This window comes from Candidatus Zixiibacteriota bacterium, assembly GCA_040752595.1.
Lineage (GTDB): Bacteria > Zixibacteria > MSB-5A5 > WJJR01 > WJJR01 > JACQFV01.
Genome location: JBFMGX010000007.1, coordinates 29899 through 50925, shown reverse-complemented (window position 1 = coordinate 50925; position 21027 = coordinate 29899). Strand labels below are relative to the sequence as shown.

24 protein-coding genes are annotated in these 21027 nt (G+C 61.2%); 18 read left to right on the top strand and 6 right to left on the bottom strand.

The genetic code is table 11. From position 1 onward, the window contains the following. The first annotated feature begins 81 nt into the window (after window positions 1-81). From AB1792_03870 to AB1792_03845, 6 genes are all read left to right on the top strand, one after another. Window positions 82-741 carry a hypothetical protein gene (locus AB1792_03870; protein MEW5701348.1) on the top strand — a complete coding sequence of 220 codons (660 nt, stop codon included), beginning with the start codon at window positions 82-84 and terminating at the stop codon, window positions 739-741. 516 nt (window positions 742-1257) lie between these two features. Beyond that, entirely contained in the window at window positions 1258-1656 is a 399-nt protein-coding gene (locus tag AB1792_03865) for a RidA family protein (GenBank protein ID MEW5701347.1), read from the top strand. Window positions 1657-1757: 101 nt separating this feature from the next. Continuing rightward, on the top strand, window positions 1758-2984 hold the full coding sequence (locus AB1792_03860; protein MEW5701346.1) for an AAA family ATPase: 1227 nt from the start codon (window positions 1758-1760) through the stop codon (window positions 2982-2984). A 21-nt stretch (window positions 2985-3005) separates the two neighbouring features. Continuing rightward, window positions 3006-3470 carry a hypothetical protein gene (locus AB1792_03855; GenBank protein ID MEW5701345.1) on the top strand — a complete coding sequence of 155 codons (465 nt, stop codon included), beginning with the start codon at window positions 3006-3008 and terminating at the stop codon, window positions 3468-3470. A 25-nt stretch (window positions 3471-3495) separates the two neighbouring features. Continuing rightward, window positions 3496-4707, top strand: a complete 1212-nt coding sequence (locus tag AB1792_03850; protein ID MEW5701344.1) for an acyl-CoA dehydrogenase family protein — start codon at window positions 3496-3498, stop codon at window positions 4705-4707. A gap of 317 nt (window positions 4708-5024) precedes the next feature. Next, window positions 5025-5894 (top strand): decaprenyl-phosphate phosphoribosyltransferase, encoded by an 870-nt coding sequence (locus AB1792_03845; protein MEW5701343.1) that lies wholly within the window; start codon window positions 5025-5027, stop codon window positions 5892-5894. Window positions 5895-6016: 122 nt separating this feature from the next. Here the strand turns inward: AB1792_03845 and pyrE are convergent, their stop codons facing one another. The 5 genes from pyrE to AB1792_03820 form a co-directional block, all read right to left on the bottom strand. Further along, window positions 6017-6580, bottom strand: coding sequence for an orotate phosphoribosyltransferase (gene pyrE, locus AB1792_03840; protein ID MEW5701342.1), 564 nt, complete (start codon window positions 6578-6580; stop codon window positions 6017-6019). Window positions 6581-6606: 26 nt separating this feature from the next. Continuing rightward, window positions 6607-7185, bottom strand: coding sequence for a hypothetical protein (locus AB1792_03835; GenBank protein ID MEW5701341.1), 579 nt, complete (start codon window positions 7183-7185; stop codon window positions 6607-6609). Window positions 7186-7289: 104 nt separating this feature from the next. Beyond that, window positions 7290-8687: a sigma-54 dependent transcriptional regulator gene (locus AB1792_03830; GenBank protein ID MEW5701340.1), complete on the bottom strand. Its 1398-nt coding sequence runs from the start codon at window positions 8685-8687 to the stop codon at window positions 7290-7292. A 5-nt stretch (window positions 8688-8692) separates the two neighbouring features. Then, window positions 8693-9847: an ATP-binding protein gene (locus tag AB1792_03825; GenBank protein MEW5701339.1), complete on the bottom strand. Its 1155-nt coding sequence runs from the start codon at window positions 9845-9847 to the stop codon at window positions 8693-8695. Between the two features lie 413 nt (window positions 9848-10260). Then, window positions 10261-10764, bottom strand: coding sequence for a PTS sugar transporter subunit IIA (locus AB1792_03820; GenBank protein MEW5701338.1), 504 nt, complete (start codon window positions 10762-10764; stop codon window positions 10261-10263). A 207-nt stretch (window positions 10765-10971) separates the two neighbouring features. On the opposite strand from AB1792_03820, the gene pth reads away from it, so the two are divergent. The 12 genes from pth (at window position 10972) to speB (ending at window position 19596) form a co-directional block, all read left to right on the top strand. Beyond that, window positions 10972-11586 (top strand): aminoacyl-tRNA hydrolase, encoded by a 615-nt coding sequence (gene pth / locus AB1792_03815; protein MEW5701337.1) that lies wholly within the window; start codon window positions 10972-10974, stop codon window positions 11584-11586. A gap of 14 nt (window positions 11587-11600) precedes the next feature. Beyond that, on the top strand, window positions 11601-12053 hold the full coding sequence (gene rpsF, locus AB1792_03810) for a 30S ribosomal protein S6 (GenBank protein ID MEW5701336.1): 453 nt from the start codon (window positions 11601-11603) through the stop codon (window positions 12051-12053). Window positions 12054-12120: 67 nt separating this feature from the next. After that, complete coding sequence (gene rpsR, locus AB1792_03805; GenBank protein ID MEW5701335.1) at window positions 12121-12429, top strand: 30S ribosomal protein S18; 309 nt, start codon at window positions 12121-12123, stop codon at window positions 12427-12429. Window positions 12430-12502: 73 nt separating this feature from the next. Further along, window positions 12503-12955: a 50S ribosomal protein L9 gene (gene rplI / locus AB1792_03800; protein MEW5701334.1), complete on the top strand. Its 453-nt coding sequence runs from the start codon at window positions 12503-12505 to the stop codon at window positions 12953-12955. Window positions 12956-12958: 3 nt separating this feature from the next. Continuing rightward, window positions 12959-13462, top strand: coding sequence for a bifunctional nuclease family protein (locus AB1792_03795; GenBank protein ID MEW5701333.1), 504 nt, complete (start codon window positions 12959-12961; stop codon window positions 13460-13462). A 174-nt stretch (window positions 13463-13636) separates the two neighbouring features. After that, the gene (locus tag AB1792_03790; GenBank protein ID MEW5701332.1) at window positions 13637-15463 is read left to right on the top strand and encodes an ABC transporter substrate-binding protein; all 1827 of its coding nucleotides are present in this window, start codon (window positions 13637-13639) and stop codon (window positions 15461-15463) included. A gap of 33 nt (window positions 15464-15496) precedes the next feature. Continuing rightward, window positions 15497-15724 carry a hypothetical protein gene (locus tag AB1792_03785; protein MEW5701331.1) on the top strand — a complete coding sequence of 76 codons (228 nt, stop codon included), beginning with the start codon at window positions 15497-15499 and terminating at the stop codon, window positions 15722-15724. 1 nt (window position 15725) lies between these two features. Further along, a complete protein-coding gene (locus tag AB1792_03780) occupies window positions 15726-16262 on the top strand; it encodes a hypothetical protein (protein ID MEW5701330.1) in 537 nt (178 codons plus the stop codon). 53 nt (window positions 16263-16315) lie between these two features. Further along, window positions 16316-16711, top strand: coding sequence for a hypothetical protein (locus AB1792_03775; protein ID MEW5701329.1), 396 nt, complete (start codon window positions 16316-16318; stop codon window positions 16709-16711). Window positions 16712-16858: 147 nt separating this feature from the next. After that, window positions 16859-17407 carry an arginine decarboxylase, pyruvoyl-dependent gene (locus tag AB1792_03770; GenBank protein MEW5701328.1) on the top strand — a complete coding sequence of 183 codons (549 nt, stop codon included), beginning with the start codon at window positions 16859-16861 and terminating at the stop codon, window positions 17405-17407. A gap of 91 nt (window positions 17408-17498) precedes the next feature. After that, window positions 17499-18575 carry a deoxyhypusine synthase family protein gene (locus AB1792_03765; GenBank protein MEW5701327.1) on the top strand — a complete coding sequence of 359 codons (1077 nt, stop codon included), beginning with the start codon at window positions 17499-17501 and terminating at the stop codon, window positions 18573-18575. A 136-nt stretch (window positions 18576-18711) separates the two neighbouring features. Then, window positions 18712-19596, top strand: a complete 885-nt coding sequence (gene speB, locus AB1792_03760; protein MEW5701326.1) for an agmatinase — start codon at window positions 18712-18714, stop codon at window positions 19594-19596. 214 nt (window positions 19597-19810) lie between these two features. Here the strand turns inward: speB and AB1792_03755 are convergent, their stop codons facing one another. Next, complete coding sequence (locus AB1792_03755; GenBank protein ID MEW5701325.1) at window positions 19811-21001, bottom strand: SIR2 family protein; 1191 nt, start codon at window positions 20999-21001, stop codon at window positions 19811-19813. Window positions 21002-21027: the final 26 nt, after the last annotated feature.

Below are 21027 nucleotides of genomic sequence, written 5' to 3'. Positions count from 1 at the left end.
GGGGAGCGGTACTGCAGGCAGCGGCAGTCCATGTGGCCGAACCGGATTGGGAGCGGCACGGGGCTTGCACTTCTGGCGGGCATGAGCGCGAACAAGAGTCTGCCGGTGCCGCTGCACGCCAGCCCGTTCGGAGATGCCGAGCGCGGTTTTTCGCCGTCACGCCTGGAAAACCAGCGCGAGCCCAAGGTCAAGAAGGACGAGCGTGGACATTACATCATGACACTCTCCGAGAACCTCAAGGTCTACTTCGAGGACTATTACCAGTTCCTTGAACTCCTGGCGGCGCGATGCCAGCAAGATCTGGCTCACACGCAGGAGTTGCTGGCCGGATGCGGGCCGGAGCACGCCGAGACATTGTCATATTGCCGGGCGCGACGGATCATTGTCGATTTGGTTCTCAAGAATGTACGCGTCTTCTATGCTGAGCGTCACAACCTTGGCGTGGTCATGACACCCTGGTGTCTGGGCACGGTGATGTTGGAGAAAGTCGAGCTCGTGCGCGACCGGATCGCCCGCGGCGAGCTGACCTCGGTCGACGTCGGGGAGTATCCATACGATGTTGTGAAGTACATCGATGAGATCCGCACGAAGACCTTGATGGACATCTTCGACTTCCCGCCCAAGGCGTTCGCCCTGCGCTGGCAGTACACGGAGTTGATCAAACGGTACTCGCAGGCGCTGACCAATGTCACCACGTCGCTGCAGAACATCCTCGAACTGATGAAGAACTACGGCAAATAGACACGGGAACCGTCCCCCCTCCGCCGGTTCCCCTGATCAGCCCCCGCTGCGCCTCCGCGGGGGCCTTTCTTCTTTTCCTCACGATTTATGCCGGATCGTGCCAATGCGATGTCATCCCGAGTGACGCGCCACCCCGAGGGCGGAGCGGAACGAGGGATCTGCTATTCCTGCCAATGTCGGTAGGAACAAACAGCAGATCCCTCGTCCGCCGCGGCGGACTCGGGATGACAACGGCTGCTTCGACCTGCCGTTTGGCGGGTTGCTGACGAGGGCGACCTATGTCATTCCGAGTCCCGCCGCTCTTTGGCGGGGCGAGGAATCCGCTTTCCTCTCATCGGAGAAACAGCAGATCCCCCGTCCGCCATGGGCGGACTCGGGATGACATCGGCTGCTTCGACCACTGTTTCAACCCCATTCTTGGTAATCGAGCAGACCGCACCACGTCGCTTTTCCCTTGTCCCACCCCGTCGGTTGCCTTATAGATAATGACTCATGCTCGATAGGAGAGAGACAGGCATGGACGACATTCGTATGGTGACAACTGCCGAGGCGCCCGGTGCGGTCGGCCCCTACAGCCCGGCGATTCACTTCGGCGGCGGGGCGCTCGTCTTCCTCAGCGGTCAGATTCCGCTCGATCCCCGAACGGGACAGATGGTCCCCGGCGGCGTGGCCGAGCAGACGGAACGTGCCCTGGCCAACATGCGTGCCCTCTTGGAAGCTGCGGGCTCGGGAATGGATCGCGTATTGAAGACGACCGTCTTTCTGATCGACATGAACGACTTCGCCGCCATGAATGAGGTCTACGCCCGTCACTTTCCCGGCGTCACACCGGCGCGCTCGACCATCCAAGTGGGGCGGCTTCCGAAGGACGCGCGGGTGGAAATCGAAGCGGTGGCGGCGTGTGGAGGTTTTTGATTCGAAAACGCCAACCAGCTCCTCGGGTCTTGACCGCTTACGGGCTTTGATCTTTCTTGATAGGGGATGCCTCGCCTGCAGGGCGCATCCGGAGGGCGAAGATGAAACTCGGGATCAAGAACTTCCGTTCAGTCCAAGACCAGGAGATCGATCTTGGACGCATCACGGTTCTGTATGGGCCGAACGGGGCTGGGAAATCGAGTCTGCTCTATGCTTTGCTAACCTTGAAGAACGTGTTTCTGAACCCGACCCAGAACTCGAGTAGTTTCTTCGGCTACGGCTTTGTGAACTTGGGTGGCTTCGACAGCGTTGTATTCGATCACCGGGCCAGGAACCAGATAGAACTTGCACTGAAGGACGAGTTCCCTTGTTCGATTGGCGCTCACGATGGGCGATCTTCACTTGTCCTCAAGGCCGGGATAAGAAAGGACAGCGGTGTATTATCGCTTTCCGCTGGTGTCACAGGTGTCTTTCCTGAAGTTGACCTGACCCTCGATGTCCCGTTCCCATATCCCGGCAACCAACAGGCCCAGCAATCCGTGGGCATCGGCGAGTCGTCGTACACTGTCACGTGGAATGGCGTCAGGGCGCAGGTGCAGGCACCTTCAACAGAGGTAGAGATCCGGAAGACAGCTGAGGACATCGCAGTTTTGTTTGATGATCCTGTACATACATTGAGTTCTATCAGTTTTGTACCTCTCAAACGCGGCTTCTCGAAGTTCCAGTACTCTTCTGTCCCGATGTCACCTGGAGCTGTCACAGAAGACGAGGTTGCGACCCTCTTGTCGACGAACAAGATCCTAGTGTCGAGGGTGAGCCACTACTTCGAGAGGATTCTCGAGAGAGAATTCCGAGTCAATGTAACACCAGGTACCGCAGTCTTCACTCTTGATTCCACGGACAAAACGACCGGCGTATCGTCTGAATTGGTAAACGATGGGTTCGGAGCCAATCAGATCGTGTATGTGTTGGCGAAGTGCCTCGGTGAAGATGTCCGTTGGGTTTGTTTGGAAGAGCCAGAAATCCACCTGCATCCGACTGCGATCCGGAATTTCGCGAGGGCAGTCGTCGACATTTCGCGTGAAGAGGACAAGAGATTCGTGATCTCTACACACAGTGAGTTCCTCCTCACGGCGCTTCTTGTACTCGTAGAGAAGGGAGAACTCCAAGCTGATGACTTGGCTTGCTACTTCGCCAGGAAAGACAAGAAGGTCACGTCGTTTGAACGCCAGACAGTCAATCAGAACGGACAGATCGAAGGCGGCCTCACGAGCTTCATCGAAGCGGAGTTGGAAGACCTGAAGTCCCTTCAGAAAGTCACATCGTGACACGGTAGGGGATCCCCGTCATTGTCTTGCTTCGTGCTCAACGAATGGCTCCTGCATGATCTGCAGGGTGACAGTGGGACCGGAGCAAGGGACGAGAGCATCCTGTTTCTCGAGCGGCTCAGGAGCAGCGCTGACTGCATCGCGGTCATGGTAGGCAGTCCGTGGGAGCGGAAGGCCTATGGTTTGATGTCGCGTACGGACCGAATCACCCGGACTGCCAGCAAGCTGCTTCACCTCTCGATTCTCCTCGACCTCGACCACTGTGTCAGAATCGGCGAACCGAAGACCGTCTTTGATTCTCCAGAGTGGCGATCGCTGATCCCCTCCGATGACCGCCATCTTTTTGATACTTATTTGCTGGCGGGGGCTGTGGCCTTGGTCACCACAGATACGACTCTCATTGACCTTGCGAAGAACCCTGACTTGGCGGGCATCATCGTTCGTCATCGTGACGAATTCCTGAAGGAGTATCTGGCACTTTCCTAAACATCGTTCTCGACCGCGTCCTACTATGATCGACTTCTCCTTCACCGACGAACACCGCACCGTCCAGGAGATGGTCCGTGCCTTCTGCGCGCGCGAGGTGGCGTCGACAATTCGCGAGCGCGACCGCGCCCAAGAGTTTGATCCCGACCTGTTGGGCAAGATGGCCGCCGCGGAGATTCTGGGGCTCTGTCTGCCGACGAAATATGGTGGCTCGGGGATGGACTATGTATCCCTCGGGTTGGCGTGCGAAGAGGCGGAGTATGTCGACACGTCGCTGCGAGTGATTCTCTCGGTCCATGTCGGCTTGGTCTCGCTGCCGCTTCTGACCTGGTGTACTGATGAACAGAAGTCCCGCTGGCTCCCGGATCTGGCGTCGGGCAAACGAATCGGCGCTTTCGGCCTGACCGAGCCGAATGCCGGTTCCGACGTCGTCGGTCTTCAGACCACCGCCGATCGCGACGGCAGCGGCTATCGTCTCAACGGCGAGAAGATGTGGATCTCCCTGGCTGACGTCGCCGACACCTTCCTTGTCTTCGCCTGGACCGACCGCGACAAGATGAAGCGACGCGACCATTCCGGGATCACGGCGTTCGTGGTCGAGCGCGCGATGACCGGTGTCGCGACGGCTACGATCCACGGCAAACTGGGGGTGCGAGCGGGGAACACCGGCTCGATCTCGCTGTCGGACGTTCTTGTGCCCAAGGAGAATGTGGTCGGTCAGATCGGCGAAGGTTTCACCATCGCGATGTTCTGTCTCGATCAGGGGCGATTCACCGTGGCCGCTGGAGCGACCGGATTGATCCGTGCCTGTCTGGATTCGTGCGTGACCTATTCGCAAACCCGCCTGACGTTCGGCAGTCCGCTGCGCGAGCATCAATTGGTCAAGGAGATGATCGCCCGCATGGTGGCAGGGTATGAATCATCGCGCCTGCTCTGGCTACGCGCCGCTTGGATGAAGAACACCGGCGTGCCCAATACGCGCGAGACGTCATTGGCCAAATGGATCGCCTGCGAGCAGGCCGAAGCCGCCGCGGCCGATGCAGTCCAGGTGCACGGGGCCTATGGTTTTTCCGATGAGTATCCGGTGGAGCGGTTCTATCGCAATGCCAAGGGGGCTTCGATCTATGAGGGAACGCGCGAGATGCACAAGTTGATTCAGGCCGACTATGTCCTCGGCCTGCGGCACGACAAGCCGACGCGTTGCAACTTGCCGCCGGCCGGGGCGGTCGGTCGATAACCTCTCCCTCCGGGAGAGGTCGATCCCTGCCTGCCGGCAGGCACGGCGCCGTCAGGCGGATCGGGTGAGGGGAGCATTCACTCCTGATGGAAGGTCCATACACGTTGAGGAAAACGGGCAGCCATTGTCATTCCGGCTCCCGCCGCTCTTTGGCGGGGCTTGCCCGCCAAAGGCGGGCGAGAATCTGCTTTTCTCTTTTAGAAGGAACAGCAGATCCCTCGTTTCATCCCATCCGCCGTGGCGGGCGGGGTTCACTCGGGATGGCAGATGACGCAAACGATCACTGCATGCGTTCCTAAACGCCCAGCTGACAGATAATGATCACCGCGCTCTGGAAATCGTTCCGGCCCACGCAATGGGTCAAGAACCTGATCGTCTTTGCCGGTTTGATCTTCTCACGGCATTTTGACCGGGGCGATGATGTGCTGCGGTCATTGGCGGCCTTTGCCGTCTTCTGCGCTCTGGCCAGCGCGGTCTACCTCTTCAATGATGTCCGCGACCGCGACAACGACCGTCTGCATCCCCAGAAGCGACTGCGGCCGATCGCCGCGGGTACGCTCCCTGTTTCGATGGCGCTCATTGTGGCCTGCTGCTTGGCCGTTGTCGGACTCATCGGCGCCTGGCGTCTGGGGATACCGTTCCTTGTCGCCGTCGTCATCTACCTCCTCCTGAATACGGCCTACTCGGTGGCGCTCAAGCGGGTGCCGATCATTGACGTGATGATCGTCGCCCTTGGCTTTGTCGTGCGCGCGGTCGCCGGTGCCGAGGCGATCGGTGTGGCGATCTCCCCGTGGCTGATCGTGTGCACGCTCCTTCTGGCGCTGTTCCTGGGATTCGGCAAACGGCGCTGGGAACTGGTTGCGCTCGGTGATGATGCGCTCAGCCACCGCGCCGCCTTGGCGGGATACTCGCCGCACCTGCTGGATCAACTGATCGCCGTCACGACCGCGTCGACCGTTGTCGCCTATGCGCTCTATACGCTGTCCGCCGACACCCAGGCGAAATTCGGCACCGGCCAGTTGATCTGGACCCTACCGTTCGTGCTTTTCGGTGTCTTCCGCTATCTCTATCTCATCCACGGCGAGCAGAAGGGCGGCAACCCGACCTCGGCCCTATTGCGTGACGGACCGATGCTGGTGAACACACTGCTGTGGCTGCTGACGTTCCTGGCCATCATCTCGCGCTAAATGACATATGCCACTGAGCCCGCCAAGCGGAATTCACATCGGCCGGGCTTTTCCAACATTCCCCGAGGTCACTGGCACACGTTGACAAGGACCGGCAGTCAGTTCGTAGCAGGAGTCACACGTTACAAGTCGAGGTCCTTTGTCCCGAACAGCGCATCAAACGGCCAGCCCTGCGCGGCAAAGAGCCCATCCGCGCCGGCGGCCCGATTGAGGACCGAAAAGACGCCGACCACAATGCCCCCAGCGGCTATGATCGCGTCCGCAGCGGACTTGGCCGATGCGCCGGTCGTCGTGACGTCTTCCACCACGGCGACCCGCATCCCCGGTTGAAAGGGTCCCTCGATGCGCTGCCCCGTGCCATGGTCCTTGAGTTCCTTGCGGATGATCAGGGCCGAGCAATCGACCCCGTCATCGGCCGCGGCGATCGTGACCGCCGCCACGATCGGGTCGGCTCCCAGTGTCAACCCACCCACGGCATCGGCACCGGTCCGTTTGATCTTCGCCCAAAGGAGTTCCCCGACGAGACGAAGGTACTCCCCTCGGAGACAGATCTCCTTGACGTTGACGTAGTAGTCCGATATCGCGCCGGAAGCGAGGACGAAGCGCCCCCGCTTGAGCGCATAGCGGTTGAGCCCTGCGCGCAGACGTTCCAAGGCATCGACCGCCGCTTGGGGCCCGCCGGTCATGGCTGCTCCTTTCGAGGGGCCATCGCCTACTGAACCGTCAGCGTACCCGGCTCAAAGATCGGCTCGACCAGCGCACCGGCGGTATCCACATATGTCAGGTAGTTCCCCGGCGGCACAAACGTTTCATCGATCTTGCCGGACACGGCGTCCTGGCCCAAGGTGAAGTGTACCCTGGCCAGTATGCCCTCCTTGGCGGGGATGTCCGGCTCGGTCATCGGAATGCCGGTCATCAAGAGGAAGCGCTGGTCGTTTTCGATGCGCGTAGGACGGCTGGACAGGTATTCGAGGATCCCGCCCGCAAACGAGACCGAATCGACATGCATGCCGACCGGGAAAGTCAGAGGGAGGACGATGGCGCGCAATGGCTCCACGCCGTAGTAGTTGATCTTAAAGGCACCGGACGCTCCCTTGGCGACCGTCAGCGAGTCGATCCAGATCCGGGCATCGGATTGCTTCATTGAGGGACGGGGCGTGCGTTTGTCTGCTGCTTGGGCTGGCGGCTGCGCCTGCGACGGAGGCGTCGTAGTCGCCGGTCTTTGCTCGGTCTTCTGCTGGCATCCCGAGAATGCCGCCGCCGCCAACAATGCCACGATTGCTGCTCTCATCTTCCGATCCTCCCGACAAGGTTCCCTCTCCAACCCATTGGCCTCCGCAAGAAGCAGCCCCATCGCTTCCGAGTCAATGGGCAGCTTGCCACCGCAGGCACTGTCTAATCCTCAGTGTTTGTGGGATGCCCGCCGGTTCGGGGCGGGGTCAGACCGAACTTTCGCAGGCGGTATAACAAAGTCTGCCGCGATAGGCCCAGGAGGCGCGCGGCACGGGAACGGTTGCCGCCCGCTTTCTTCAGGGCCTCCCGCAGGAGGGACTTCTCCCAAGTGAAGAAGTCGATCCCTGCCTCGGGGAGCGATGGGCCGGCCCCCGAATCGGTTCCACTGCGGGCACTGGCGCCTTCCAGAATCTCCGCCGGGAGGTCTTCCGGGGTGAGGCGATTCGAGTGCCGGCGCAGCACGACCGCCCGCTCAACGGCGTTCTCCAGTTCCCGCACATTGCCCGGCCAGGAGTAGTTCCGGAGGACCGCCAGTACTTCTGGGGGGATTTCCAGGTCCCCCGCGTTGAGGCGTTTCAGTACGCCGCGCAGCAGCGGTTCGATGTCGTCCGATCGTTCTCGCAGAGGCGGGACCACGATGGTGACGACATTGATGCGGAAGTACAGATCCTGTCGGAATGACCCTCGGGCGACGCGGTCGGCAATGTCGGCATTGCTGGCGCACAGGAATCGAGCGCGAACCGGCACGGGGGTGGTGCTGCCGAGACGCTCGACTTCCCGTTCTTGGAGGGCACGCAACAGCTTCACCTGCAGTTCGGTCGGTAGCTCGGTGATTTCATCCAGAAAGAGCGTCCCCTCACCGGCGCGTTCGAAACGTCCCGGCCGATCCCGGTCCGCCCCCGTGAAGGCGCCGCGCTCCACGCCAAACAGCTCGCTCTCAATCAGATCGCGTGGGAGCGCGCCGCAATTGACCGCTACGAAAGGGGCATCACGACGAGGCCCATGGTGATGGATCGCCCGCGCGATCAACTCCTTGCCCGTTCCACTCTCGCCGACAATCAGCACATTGGTATCTGTTGGTGCCAGGCGCTGGATCAGGTCAAAGACGCGCTGCATCGCTGCCGACACGCCGAGCATGTTGTCCGGGCGGAACCGCTCGTTCAATTCACTCCGCAGTCGCAGATTCTCCCCCCGCAGCCGTTGTCGCTCAAGGGCGCGCTCAACTGTCAACAGGAGGACATCGAACTCAAAGGGTTTGGCGATGAAATCGAAGGCACCGCTCTTCATCGCCTGAACGGCGCGATCCACGGTGCCGTACGCTGTGATGATGATCACCTCCGTCTCGGGCGATGCGCGCTTGATCTTCTCCAGTAGAGTCGCCCCGTCGAGCTTCGGCATGGCCAAGTCGGTGACCACGCAATCGGCCCCGTCCGATGTGAACTGCCTCCAGGCATCCTGGCCGTCGGTTGCGAGCGCGACCGTGTACCCGGCGCGCGTCAACTCGTGCTCGGCGATGCGCCGCAAACTGGCATCATCCTCGGCGAACAGGATGCGGGGCATGGCGCTCACGATCCCTCCCCCTGGCCCTGCCAGGCGCGGTCAGAGGCGATCGGCAACGTCAGGGCAAATGTGGTCCCTGACGGACCGGTCGATTCCAGATCGATCTCTCCCCCCGATTCCCGTACCAGCCGCGCCACAATCGCCAGCCCCAAGCCGGTGCCTCCCGTCTGACGGGTCGTCACAAACGGCTCAAACAGATGGTCACGGATCTGGGAGTCCACCCCACCCCCGGTGTCGCGAACTCGAACCGTGGTGCGGTCCCCCTCTATCTCAGCCGACCATATGATCTGACCGCCGCGCTCGGACAGGGCGGCCAGCGCATTCAATGTGAGGTTCAGTATGATCTGTCTTGCCACATCCACCGGAACCGCGACCACAATGTCATGGGGCACTTGGGACAGGTCGTAATCGGCGTGCGACTTCCGTCTCGTCCCTTCCGTCAACTGACCCACGAAAGCGATTTCGTTGGCCAACAGTGACGTGCCCGCGCTTCCCGGTCCCGGCCGGGCCAGATCGAGCAGTCGGCCAATCACACGGTCCAGACGCTGTGTCTCCTGTGCGAGGAGATCGGCAAACTCCGCACGATTCTGGTCATTCGTGGCAGGGTCCGCTAGGATCTTGGCTGCGCCCAGTATCCCGCTCAAGGGATTCCTGACTTCGTGGGCGATGCCGGCCGCAAGCTCTCCAACCGCGCGGAGTCGGTCGGCGCGCCGTAGCGACTCTTCGGCCACCAAGAGCGCCTCGGCTTTTTCCTTCAGTGACGCCAGCGAATCTTGGAGTTGCAGGTTCGTCTGATGCAATCTCTCTTGGATCCGGCGTTGTTCGTCTGCCAGCCACCCAACCACGATGCCGATGAGGAGATAGAGCACCAGCTCCAGCCAGAATCCGGTCTGCGCATGCTGATGGTGCCCCGCCAACTGCAGCCTGATATGGACCGTGTAGGTCAACCCCGTGATGACTCCGACCGTCAGTCCGCCACGCACCCCAAACCATAAGCCGGACAGTACAATGGGTATGTATGTCACCTTGAACCAGAAGTCGTGGAGCCAGATCGCCTCCGCGGGACTGACGAAATGAGCGATCGACAGGCCGATGAGAAGAGCCGAGATCAGGAGTATCCGGCGAAGCTCGCTCTGGATGGCGGAATTCGTGACCATCATGTTGTCTCACAAAGCGATGAGATCTCGTTGTGAGCCTGTCCTGTTCATCGGAAACCAGATCCTCAACAGTTCGCGAATCATTTGCTTCAACGCATGTGTTATATCGTACGTTTGCCTCATTTGGGGCATTCTACCACGAAGATCAGCCCGAGGTTCCGCGTGAGACGTCGACAGATCGGGCTTATGGGCCTGCTGAACGAGTCGACCCAAGTCGGGCAATTTCTTCGTCGGTCGTCCGCCTCCGGCGAACGAGCTCCTCGCAACGACAGAGTAAGTCTTGGACAGATCTTTGTGTCGTTGCAGGAAGCCGGCTCTGTGAGCGGGCTGAGCGACGAAGCAATCCCCTTGCGAGAGAGATCCCGCTTCGATGGGGTCTTCAACAGGTCCCTATGCCCGACGCCGCCCTCTCCGACTCATTCCATTTCTTCAAAAGTGCGGATGATCTCGAACACAGAGTTTGTCTCCATCAGCCGTTGGCGGAAATAGTCGAACTGCAACACCTCGGCCAGCGACTTGAACACGCGCAAATAGAGGTTGTCATCGTACGAGGGTGCGGCCATGACGAAGAACAGGCGAACCGGTTCATCGTCGGGGGCGCCGAAGTCGTACCCCTCAGCCGACCGCCCCACACCGATGACGAGTTCTCTCACTTGGTATGTGCGAACGTGTGGGATGGCGATCCCATACCCGATGGCGGTCGGAGCTTTCCGTTCACGGTTGATGAATTCGACGAGTAGCTTGCTGCGATTCCCCACCTTGCCCGAGCGCTCGAGAATGGAAACCAACTCATCGAGGATCGTCTCCTGATCCAGGCGGCGACGGCGGGCCGACTTCACCGGATTGTCCGGGTCCTCGACGATGCGCGTGGACATCGCCAGTTCAATCAGGGAGGCATCCAGGAGTCGCGAGATGTTCATTGATGGCGTGTCCTGTGGAGGCGTCAGGGGTGGGCAAGGCTGATGGGGAGCGTAGCGCACCCATCCCCGCTTCAGGATGGTCATTTATGCCCCAAGAACGGCGTTGCGCGCAACCGTTTTCGCCTTTCCAATGTTATCGGCTCGCCGGCTCTGCGAGATTGACAGTCGTCATGCCGGGAGACTTCTTCGGCGGGGAGCATCGATAGTATGGCCATCCCGATCATCGTCTTTCTGGGCAATCCCGGTGCTCGCTACGCCATGACACGGCATAACTTGGGTTGGTGGGTGGCGGATCTCGTGGCCGGGGAGACACGCCTGGCATTCAAGCCGGGGCAGGGTCCGTACCTCGAAGCCTCCGGGCGTGTCGCCGGGCAGAAGGCGTTGCTGGTCAAGCCGACGACGTTCATGAACGCCTCGGGGGAGGCATTCGATCACCTGTCACGGAAGTACGATCTGAGCCCGGAGTCGCTTCTGGTGGTTGCCGATGACCTGGCCCTGCCCTTGGGCCAGCTTCGCTTACGCGGCCACGGCTCTTCAGGAGGGCATAACGGACTGGCGTCGATCATCGCCTGTCTGGGGACAGAACAGTTTGCCCGGGTTCGGTGCGGGATCGGGCCACTCCCGGCCGGAGTGGATGCCGCAGAGTTTGTGCTTGACCCATTTGGTCCGGGGGAGTTGATTGCGGCCCGGGAAATGGCGGCACGCGCCGCCGAGGCTGTGGCCATGGTGTTGGCTCGCGGCCTCGTGGCCGCTGCCGACGCGTACAACCGCAAACCCCCCGCGCCTGAGACATCCGCCGAGGGATCGTCGGGCGCCCAATGACCGAGGGAGGGGACGTGCAAGTCTACGAAACAACGTTCATCATGGACCCACAGCTCTTGGAAGAGGGCTGGGAAAAGGCCATCAGTCGCTACTCCGAGATCATTACTCGCAATGGCTCGATCCGGCAGCTGGAGCGCTGGGGGCTCCGTCGCCTGGCCTACACCATCGAGAAGCGGACCCAGGGATACTACGTGCATGTCATCCATGAGTCTGCTCCCGGGGTCCCCCGTGAGTTGGAGCGCCAGTTCCTTCTCGACGAGACTTGTCTGCGCTATCTGACGGTCATCGCCGACAATCCTCGCTATCTGGAGGAGATGGACAAGAAGCGCGCGGCACGTGAGGAAGCCGGACTGGTCGAGGGCAGCGAGCCGCGGACGGACTCGGACTCGTTCCACGGCACAGGCGCACCGGCGGAGGTCAGCGATTTCGCTGAGGCCGGCGCCGAGGACGTAGAAGCGGAGCAGTAGCTCCGGCTGACTATATGGCCGGCGTGCGTGGGGCTGCGAAACAGGCATTTCAAGAGGGAATTCGGACATGGCGCGAGAGAGACGAGACGAGCACGGTGGATCCCGGGGTGAACGGGGTGACCGGGGTGAGCGCGGTGAACGGGGAGAGCGCGGCGGGCCGCGCTACCGGCGCGGACGGCGTTTTGCCGATCTGAAACTGTACGAGATCGATTACCGGAACGAGCGCTTGCTGCGGAAGTTCATCACCGAGCGCGGGAAGATACTGCCCCGGCGGACGACCGGGATATCGGCGTTGTTTCAGCGTCGGCTGACGCGGGCGATCAAACGGGCCCGCCATCTGGCATTGCTCCCCTACGTGGCGGAGACATACAAGTGATCATCACAGGTGACCGTGCCGGGACTGCACGCCGACCCGGGGAGGCACCCTCGCCAAAGGGGAGAAAGAGCGAATGAAGATCATATTGCGTGATGATATCGACAACGTCGGCCGTTGCGGCGAGGTCGTGACCGTCAAGGACGGTTTTGCGCGCAACTACCTGATTCCCCGTAACCTGGCGATCCCCGCCACGCCGGGGATGTTGCGCTCGATCGACCAGGTGGGCAAGCAGAAGGAGCAACGGGACCGCAAGCGTCTCCGTGAGGCGGAGCGGATCCGGCTGGCGATCGAGAAAACCTCGTGCACCGCCGAGGTGCTGGTGGGCGAAGAGGACAAGGTCTTCGGTTCCGTGACCGCCGCCAACATCGCTGAACTTCTGGAGGAGAAGGGCTTTGAGGTCGATCGTCGGGATATTCTTCTTGAGGAACCGCTCAAGGCGCTGGGTGTGTACACAGTGGATGTGAAGATCGATCGCGACGTGACGGCCAAGTTGAAAGTCTGGGTGGTCAAGAAGACGGGCACCTGATCCATGGAATCCGATGCAGTGGTGATGGTCAAAGCCAAGATCAACGGCTTGGCCCTCGATGTTGCCTCCAATTCGCCGGTCGTCGTGCTCTCCCCGGAGGATGAGGACCTGATACTGCCGATCTGGATCGGTCACTTCGAGGCTTGGGCCATCGCCATGGAGCTTTCCGGCGTGACCTCGAAACGGCCGCTCACACACGATTTGCTCAACGGCATGATTGCCCAACTGGGAGCGAGAGTGGAGAGTGTCCAAGTCGTTGACCTGAAGGATCAAACCTTCTTTGCCAAGATCGTGTTGGCCAGAGACGGTGCCAAAATTGAGGTCGATGCCCGGCCGTCCGACTCCATCGCCCTCGCGCTCAAGGCAGGAGCGCCAATCCTGGTGCGACGCGATCTCTTTCAGACGCGCCCCGCCGATTCCGGTACCGTTGAGAAGTACGATCCCGAGGCCCTCAAGGAGAGGCTGCGCAACATCAACCCCGAGGATTTTGGGAAGTACTCCCTTTAGACCATCGAATGTGATGAACGAGCCGTGTTTCTCGGGAGGGCGAAGCTCCTGTTCATCCTGAGTGGAGCGAACGGGCCGAGCCGTCTTGCTGATCCAGGTGAACAGCGGCTCAGCCCTCACGCTTCGCTCAGGATGAACAGGAGCTTCGCCCTCCCAATTCTGTTCAGCATGCGAGTGGCACTCATCTGTTGGTCGGTGCGGCGGTACCTGACAACGACCCTGTTCCTCCTTCTGGCCCTCACTGCCACGGGGACGTGCGTCGAGTGGCCGACAGGGAGAGCCCTGCAATCACGCGATGCCGGGCTGCGGGCGCAGTTCGACCGGGCGGTGGCCGCCTTTGCGGACAGCGACTACGTGGTTGCGGAGTCGCTCTTCGTACAGATGGACCGACGTCCCGATGCTCCGGTTTCGGACCATCAGGTGTTCCGATTCATGCAAGGACGCTGCTTGTTTGTGCGCGGCGATTACTCTGCCTGTGCGAGATCCTTCATCGCTTACATGGAGGCGTTTCCGGCCTCTGAGTATGCTTCGGCGGCACAGGTGTTTATCGGCCACTGCTGGTTCCTCTCAGGCGACCCTCTTCGCGCCGCCCGCGCCTATGCTCGCGCACTGGCGGGTGGGCCTGAAGCCCACCGCCGCATCGCTCTGGATAATCTGGTACCGCTGATACAGCAGGGACTGCCGCTTTCTTCCCTCGCGGCGCTGGCCGACGCGTTGGGGGATGACCGATGGTCGTCGCAGGCGCGATATGAAATCGCTGAACGATGGGCGCAGTCTCACCGCCGGATCGAGGCGCTGCGAGAGTACAAACGCGTAACGCTGGGTGACGCCTCCACGGACCTGAAGAAGACTGCCGAGGCACGAATCCGTGCGCTTGCAGAGGCGACGTCGGGTCCCACGCTGATTGGCTTGCTGGTGCCTCTGACGGGCGGATACGCCGACTATGGGCAACGCGCTCGCGCGGCCGCCTGGGCGGCCATCGAGATGGCGGCCAGTCCGCCGCGCTTGGTGATCATCGACACCGGCGATGACCCTCTCTGCACAGCCGGGGGCGCTGATTCGTTGATCCGAGCGGGGTGCACGGCGGTCATTGGGCCCCTGGTTCCCGAGGACATCGCCGCGAGCGTCGGAGTACTCCGTACCCACCCGATGCTGCAGATACTGCCGGTCGTGCGCACCGGACAGGCCGAGTTGTCTGAGCTATCCCCATGGATCATTCAGTTCTCTGTCGCCGTGGACGAGAAGGCGACACGGCTTGTCGGGGCGGCGGTGGACGGCCTGGGATTGCGCCGCTTGGCCCTCTTGGCCGCGGACTCCAAGGAAGGACGGGAGGCGGTCGCGGCCTGTGTCGAGGCGGGCCGCGATCACGGCGCGACGATCTGCGCGACCGAGTACTTCTCAATCGGCGCCGGCGATATCCACTCTTCGGTGTCGCGCTTGGCGCGGTCCGTTCTCGCGACGACTGCGGCTGCGGGGGGGGAGTTCCCGTCCTCCTCAACCGCGAGCAAAGATCAGTCTCTACCGGTCGATGGTCTGGTCATCTGGGGCGCTGATCCGGAGGATCTCAGCCGACTTGTTCCTTTGGTGCGGGCGGCAGGTTTTCGTTGCTTCCTGCTGGGTGATCGAAACTGGGAGGACCGAGAGATGCTCGCCTCCGCCGGGGCGCCTCCCGATTCAGTTCTATTTGTCTCGGACCAGGCCATCGATGCCTCCGGCTCCCAGTGGGCGGATTTCGCCCGAACATACCGACGGTTCTCTCCGGACTCCCCGGATTGGTTCGCCGCCCGCGTCTACGATGCGGTCGCTTGGATTGCAGCAGCCGGCGATGATGATGCCGACGCACTGATTGATCGGCTGATCGCCCACGGGTTGCACGGGGTCGCCGGTGTCTGCGCCTTCAATGTCCATCGGATCGCCTCGTGCGCCCAAGTCTATCGCTACACGGCCGGAGGACTCGAGCGTGTCGCTCCCACTAACTCGACAACTCCGAAACTGGATTGAGCGGCCGTCCGGCCTGCACTTGCGGAGGAGCCCGTGCCCGAAGAGAGAGAGGACAAACGCTTTGCCCTCAGATTGGTCGTAGACGGCAAAGAGCGATTGGTGTCCTATGAAGAGCTGGCCCTGTCGAACAACCTGGCGCAGGAGGCCCTCGTGCGATTGCTGATCAAGAAGAAGCTCATCAAACCCGACGAGCTCATGGACGAGATCGGCAAGGTGAAATCGGAGCGCTATCGCGTCGATCCTCTCACCACCGATGCGTGACATGGCCAAGGGCACTCCGATACCTGATGTTCAGGCCGCCGGCGATTCCCAGGCAAACCGGGGTCATGTCGTCGACTTGGGAGCGGAGTTGTTGCGTTGGCGGTCTCACCCGGTGCGATCCGGTGGGATTCGCCTGGTCTGGGTGATTGTGGTCGTGTGCGGAATTCCAGCGCTTCTGGCCATGCTCTATGGTCTGTTCTTTGGGCTTCTCGGTCTGGTCATTCTGGGCGGCTCGCTCGGATCGTACTTCCTGCCGACCGACTTTGTGATCTTCGAGCGGGGCATTCAGTCACGATTTCTGCGTGTGAGCCGGAGTATTCCTTGGACGCAATTCCGCAGCTTCTATCGAGACCGCAATGGTGTCCTGCTGTCGCCGTTTCCCCGGCCCTCCCGTCTGGAGAACTTCCGCGGATTGTACCTGCGCTTCGATGGGCGACGGGAGGACGTGATGGCGCTGGTCGCCGCGCACATCACTGTGCCCGGCGGCGAGAAGGCGCCCGAGCGAAGCGACCCGACATCGCCGGTGGTACTTCCATGAGTCTGCGTCAGTGGCTTGACACTCATCTTCTGCGGACGTCGGATGTTGCCGCCATGACGCCCCTCACCGAGCAGGAAGCGGCGATTCTGGCCAGGCTGGCGTCCAAAGTCGTCGAATGGAAGATGACGGTCCCGGCGATCCTGTTCTTGGAATCGGTCAAACCGCTCAACTACATCGGCGCGCAGGCGATGGTCTTCTTCGAGCCGTTCGTGCAGACCCTGTTCAACTTCAAGGACTACGACACCTTCCGGGAGATGATGGAGAAGAGGGAGAACGTCGAGCGGCTCCTGCAGAAGATCGAAGAACTCGATGCCGTCGCCTTGGCGGCGGAAGAGGCTGCCCGACGGGAACGCCGCGCCGGTGGGCATCCACGTCGCCGGTGGTGGCCGTTCGGCACTGGATCTGGAGGACGGTCAGATTCGGGATCTGCTTCGCCCCCGGTGGATTGACGCGACCGTCCCCTGATTACGGCCGCGGACTTTTTTCGTGCACATGTTGATTTCCGGTGAAGCCGCCGTATATTGACCGCCCACCTCGGGATCGGTGGGGTTCTTGACCATGTCTCACCACACGTCCACACAGCGGAGTCGGGTGCGATGATCATTGCCAAGGAGATGTTCCTCACCAACGGTGTCGGACGTCATTCGGAGCGGTTGTCGAGCTTCGAGCTGGCGTTGCGCGACGCCGGGATCGCCCACTACAACCTGGTCCAGGTTTCCTCGATCTTCCCGCCGCACTGCAAACTGATTTCCCGCTCCCAGGGACTGAAGAAGCTCTCGCCCGGACAGATCCTCTTTGTCGTTATGAGCCGCAATGACAGCAATGAGCCGTCGCGGCTGATCTCGGCGACCGTCGGGCTGGCCGTGCCGCAGGACCGCTCCCAGATCGGATACTTGACCGAACACCACGATTTCGGAATGACCGAGAAGCGCGCCGGGGACTACTCCGAGGACCTGGCCGTGACCATGCTGGCGACATCCTTGGGATTCGATTTCGATCTCGACAAGAGCTGGGATGAGAACAAGGAGCAGTGGAAGATCTCCGGCAAGATCTACAAGACGCGCAACGTCACCCAGTCGGCGACCGGCGACAAGAAGGGACTGTGGACCACGGTCGTCGCCGCCGCGGTGCTGGTCACGGAGTAGCCGATTCGCATGGAAGAGGACTTGACGCCCCGGCTATCCGGGGCGTTTTTCTGCCGTATAGAGAGGCAGCAGCCAGGAGGACGGTGAGATCATGCGCCACATGCCCTACCAACCGACCGTACCGTTCGCCGTGGACCCCGGCGACAATGTCGCTGCCGTGCTGGAGAAGATGGAGCTGATCTCCTTCCAGGGACGCAGTCTCGGCGTGGCGCTGGCTGTCTGGCGGCAGATGCTCGAGGACGACTGCACGATCTGGCTCGGTCTGTCCGGAGCGATGTCGGCGGGCGGCATGCGGCGCATCGTCACCTATCTGATCCGCAACCGCTTCATCGATGTCCTCGTCTCCACCGGCGCCAATCTGTTCCATGACATCTATGAATCGCTCGGGCGCGTGCATTACATCGGTTCTCCGGCCGAGGACGATGTCAGGCTGCGCGAAGAACGGATGGATCGGGTCTATGACACCTACGCCGATGAAATGGAGTTCCGCTGGCTCGATCAGACGGTCCTGCATTGGTCCAGGGAGCATTTCGATCCGCGCGAGAAGTACACGACACGCGAGTTTCTTCACACTCTCGGAGGGATCGTAGCGGCGCAGGAGAAGGACGAGGGAATTGTCAGCGCCGCCTATCGCGCCGGCATCCCGATCTTCTGTCCCGCCATCGCCGATTCATCGTTTGGAATCGCGCTGGCCTCCGGGCGCGAGACCGGCAAGAACCTCTTTGTCTTCGATCTGGTGCGCGACGTTGAAGAGACGGCGCTGATCTTTGACCGCTCGCGCGAGACCGGCGTGGTCTATGTCGGCGGCGGCACGCCGAAGAACTTCATCCAGCAGTCGTCGATCATCTATGAGCATTTCGAGCGCGGGCACAAATACGCGATCCAGTTCACCGCCGATGCGCCGCACTGGGGCGGCCTCTCCGGGTGCACCTTCCAGGAGGCGCAGTCGTGGGGCAAGATTCACGCCAAGGCGAAGATGGCCTCGGTGCATGTTGATGCGACGATTGCTCTGCCCCTGATCGCCACCGCGCTGGCCCAATCGTGTGCCGATCTGGCCGCGCGCCGTCGCAAGCCGGCCTTTGTCAATGAACGCGAGTTACGCGTCGATGGCTTCACACTTGAGGATGTCCGCGCCGCCGCGCCGAAGCCGGTCGCCGCTGAACCGTAGGATCACCCTGTGTCAAGACGCTCACCTATGTCATTCCGAGCGCAGCGAGGAATCTGCTTTCCTCGGTCTACACAGGAACAACAGCAGATCCCTCATCCGCCACGGCGGATTCGGGATGACAACATGGATGAGAGCGATGATGAGCGTTGATCATCAAGCGTCGCCCCGCGGATACAACTTCCTCGGTCTGCCCCCGGAAGATGCGGCGTATGACACCGCGCGCGTGGTCGTCATCCCGGTCGCCTACGATGGCACAACCTCGTACCGCGCGGGGACGAAATACGGCCCTGCCGCGATCATTGCCGCCTCCCGTGAGGTGGAGACATACGATCCGGTGACGAAGCGCGACATCGCCGAGATCGGCATCGCCACGGTCGATGAAATCGAAGCCGAGGCCGAGGGCCCCGGTGCGATGGTCGACACCGTCGAGCGCGTGATCGCCGGACACCTCGCCGTCGGGAAATACTGCGTGATGCTCGGCGGTGAGCACTCGATCACCACCGGGGCGGTGCGTGCACACACAGCGAAGTACCCCGATTTGACCGTGCTGCAGATCGATGCCCATGCCGACATGCGCGACACCTATCAGGGTTCAAAGTGGTCGCATGCCTGCGCCATGCGCCGTGTGCGCGAACTCTGTCCGGCGGTTTCGGTCGGCATCCGCAATGTTTCCGCCGACTGCCATGCGACCATCGAGCGCGATCACCTGCCCATCTTCTGGTCAAGAGATTGTGTCGGCAAGACAGACTGGTATCAGGCCGCGCTCAAGCCTCTTTCCAAGCACGTCTATATCACTATCGATCTTGATGGCCTCGATCCTTCGATCATGCCCGCCGTCGGCACCCCCGAACCGGGCGGCCTCCTCTGGCAGGAAACACTCGATTTCCTGCGGTTGGTCTTCGCGCAGAAAACGGTCGTCGGCTTCGACGTCGTCGAGCTTTCACCGATTCCCGGTCTGCACGCCCCCGACTTCCTCGCCGCCCGTCTCGTCGCCGAGATGCTGCGGATGATCCGCTTCTGATTCTTCTGACCTCTCCCTTCGGCCTGCCCCGAGCGACTTGTCCTGAGCGGAGTCAAAGGAAGTCGAGGGGGAGAGGTCGCTCGGGCCTTCAGGCCCGAGCAGGTGAGGGAAAGGCCGCTGCGTTTTCGTAGGGTGGGCTCCGCCCACCATCAGGGGGCTGAAAGCCCCCTGTCCGCGAAGGATTTCGTCGCGGGCGGCCCAGGCGGCATGCGGATCACAAATCGAGTTCGGACGCTATCTCAACCCAGTCGACGTCCTCGATCTTCTCCTTAACCATCCTCAGAATTCCATTCTCGACCAGTTCACCATTCCACGAGTCCGGGAAAGCGACTGGCTCCGAAGGGGAAACTACGAGCATCCGCCGGTCCCGATCCGTGTATGCCCAGTTCATGATCAAGCGAGTTATCGCATGGTCCCCGAACCCAAACCCGGATATCAGGAGCCTCCTTGAATTCATCAGCGCGGCCCTCCACCGGCAGAACAATTCCGCGAACATGCCCGCCGTGTACCTGTCAGGTTTGTTGTAGGTGCCAAGCAGGATGAGCGGCCGGAAGTCCCGCATGCGCCAGTATTTCCCGTCAGGTAGGCGATGCAGCCCCCCGCAAAGGCATCGGGCGGTCTCTCTCTTGAAGTTCCAGTCTTCCCCGGGCATCAAACTGAACCAGTCCACGGACCCATGAATCTTCAGTAGCTTCACGGAATCAGCTTGTGTATCGAAGACTCCCGAGCGCCAGAGCGGCACATCGCTGCCATCGGGTTGACAGAAACCGTCGCAGTAGGGAATCTGCAGCAACTCGAAAACTCGTTCCAGTACAAGATCATGGTTCGTCGTGACTATGCACAGCTCCGTTCGGTCGACTTGATTGCACAGGGCTCTCACCAACTCTTCCAGGTATCCTGTGCATCCGACTGGTTTGTCGAGCATCTCCCAAGCAAGGTCGGATAGACAGTTCGTTGCCTCGTGGAGCAGCTGCGAAAAATCGACTCCCGCGCTTCGCACTTCGGTGCGGACTTTCCTGGAAAGCCACCGTCGCCCCAGGACCGTCAGCGGGTCGTCGAGGCCTCCAAGCTCAGCCGTGGCGAGACGATCGAGAAGGAAGTAGGCGTCTTCATATGTGGGCGCAGGTGGTGTTGCCCATCGCTCGCTCAGTTCCTTCCTGACGAGCTCCAGCACGGCCGCGACGATCGCTGTTATCGCTAATCGATTCGCCTTCTCCTTCGGGGACTCGAAGTAGCCGAGTTTCGGCAGCAATCCGGCTCTATAGACGCTGACGCCGGTCCGATGGAATTCTCTGAGAGAGAGAAGCTCTTGGGACATCTCGTGAGTGCCTGGCATCCCCGCCTTTCGAGAGATTCCCGAACCGAACAGGCAGACGAGCTTCTTGCCGGAATCTTCAGTTTTCATGGCAGCTCATTACGCGGATGCGCGGG

What these genes read in the sequence shown, in the direction of transcription:
- AB1792_03775 (MEW5701329.1), top strand. Translation starts at nt 16,316, where the DNA reads ATGACGCCCCTCACCGAGCAGGAAGCGGCGATTCTGGCCAGGCTGGCG.
- AB1792_03860 (MEW5701346.1), top strand. Translation starts at nt 1,758, where the DNA reads ATGAAACTCGGGATCAAGAACTTCCGTTCAGTCCAAGACCAGGAGATC.
- AB1792_03825 (MEW5701339.1), bottom strand. Translation starts at nt 9,847, where the DNA reads ATGATGGTCACGAATTCCGCCATCCAGAGCGAGCTTCGCCGGATACTC.
- pyrE (MEW5701342.1), bottom strand. Translation starts at nt 6,580, where the DNA reads ATGACCGGCGGGCCCCAAGCGGCGGTCGATGCCTTGGAACGTCTGCGC.
- AB1792_03765 (MEW5701327.1), top strand. Translation starts at nt 17,499, where the DNA reads ATGCGCCACATGCCCTACCAACCGACCGTACCGTTCGCCGTGGACCCC.
- AB1792_03850 (MEW5701344.1), top strand. Translation starts at nt 3,496, where the DNA reads ATGATCGACTTCTCCTTCACCGACGAACACCGCACCGTCCAGGAGATG.
- AB1792_03835 (MEW5701341.1), bottom strand. Translation starts at nt 7,185, where the DNA reads ATGAGAGCAGCAATCGTGGCATTGTTGGCGGCGGCGGCATTCTCGGGA.
- AB1792_03865 (MEW5701347.1), top strand. Translation starts at nt 1,258, where the DNA reads ATGGACGACATTCGTATGGTGACAACTGCCGAGGCGCCCGGTGCGGTC.
- AB1792_03770 (MEW5701328.1), top strand. Translation starts at nt 16,859, where the DNA reads ATGATCATTGCCAAGGAGATGTTCCTCACCAACGGTGTCGGACGTCAT.
- pth (MEW5701337.1), top strand. Translation starts at nt 10,972, where the DNA reads ATGGCCATCCCGATCATCGTCTTTCTGGGCAATCCCGGTGCTCGCTAC.
- AB1792_03780 (MEW5701330.1), top strand. Translation starts at nt 15,726, where the DNA reads ATGGCCAAGGGCACTCCGATACCTGATGTTCAGGCCGCCGGCGATTCC.
- AB1792_03830 (MEW5701340.1), bottom strand. Translation starts at nt 8,687, where the DNA reads ATGCCCCGCATCCTGTTCGCCGAGGATGATGCCAGTTTGCGGCGCATC.
- rpsR (MEW5701335.1), top strand. Translation starts at nt 12,121, where the DNA reads ATGGCGCGAGAGAGACGAGACGAGCACGGTGGATCCCGGGGTGAACGG.
- rplI (MEW5701334.1), top strand. Translation starts at nt 12,503, where the DNA reads ATGAAGATCATATTGCGTGATGATATCGACAACGTCGGCCGTTGCGGC.
- AB1792_03795 (MEW5701333.1), top strand. Translation starts at nt 12,959, where the DNA reads ATGGAATCCGATGCAGTGGTGATGGTCAAAGCCAAGATCAACGGCTTG.
- speB (MEW5701326.1), top strand. Translation starts at nt 18,712, where the DNA reads ATGATGAGCGTTGATCATCAAGCGTCGCCCCGCGGATACAACTTCCTC.
- AB1792_03820 (MEW5701338.1), bottom strand. Translation starts at nt 10,764, where the DNA reads ATGAACATCTCGCGACTCCTGGATGCCTCCCTGATTGAACTGGCGATG.
- AB1792_03755 (MEW5701325.1), bottom strand. Translation starts at nt 21,001, where the DNA reads ATGAAAACTGAAGATTCCGGCAAGAAGCTCGTCTGCCTGTTCGGTTCG.
- AB1792_03870 (MEW5701348.1), top strand. Translation starts at nt 82, where the DNA reads ATGAGCGCGAACAAGAGTCTGCCGGTGCCGCTGCACGCCAGCCCGTTC.
- AB1792_03845 (MEW5701343.1), top strand. Translation starts at nt 5,025, where the DNA reads ATGATCACCGCGCTCTGGAAATCGTTCCGGCCCACGCAATGGGTCAAG.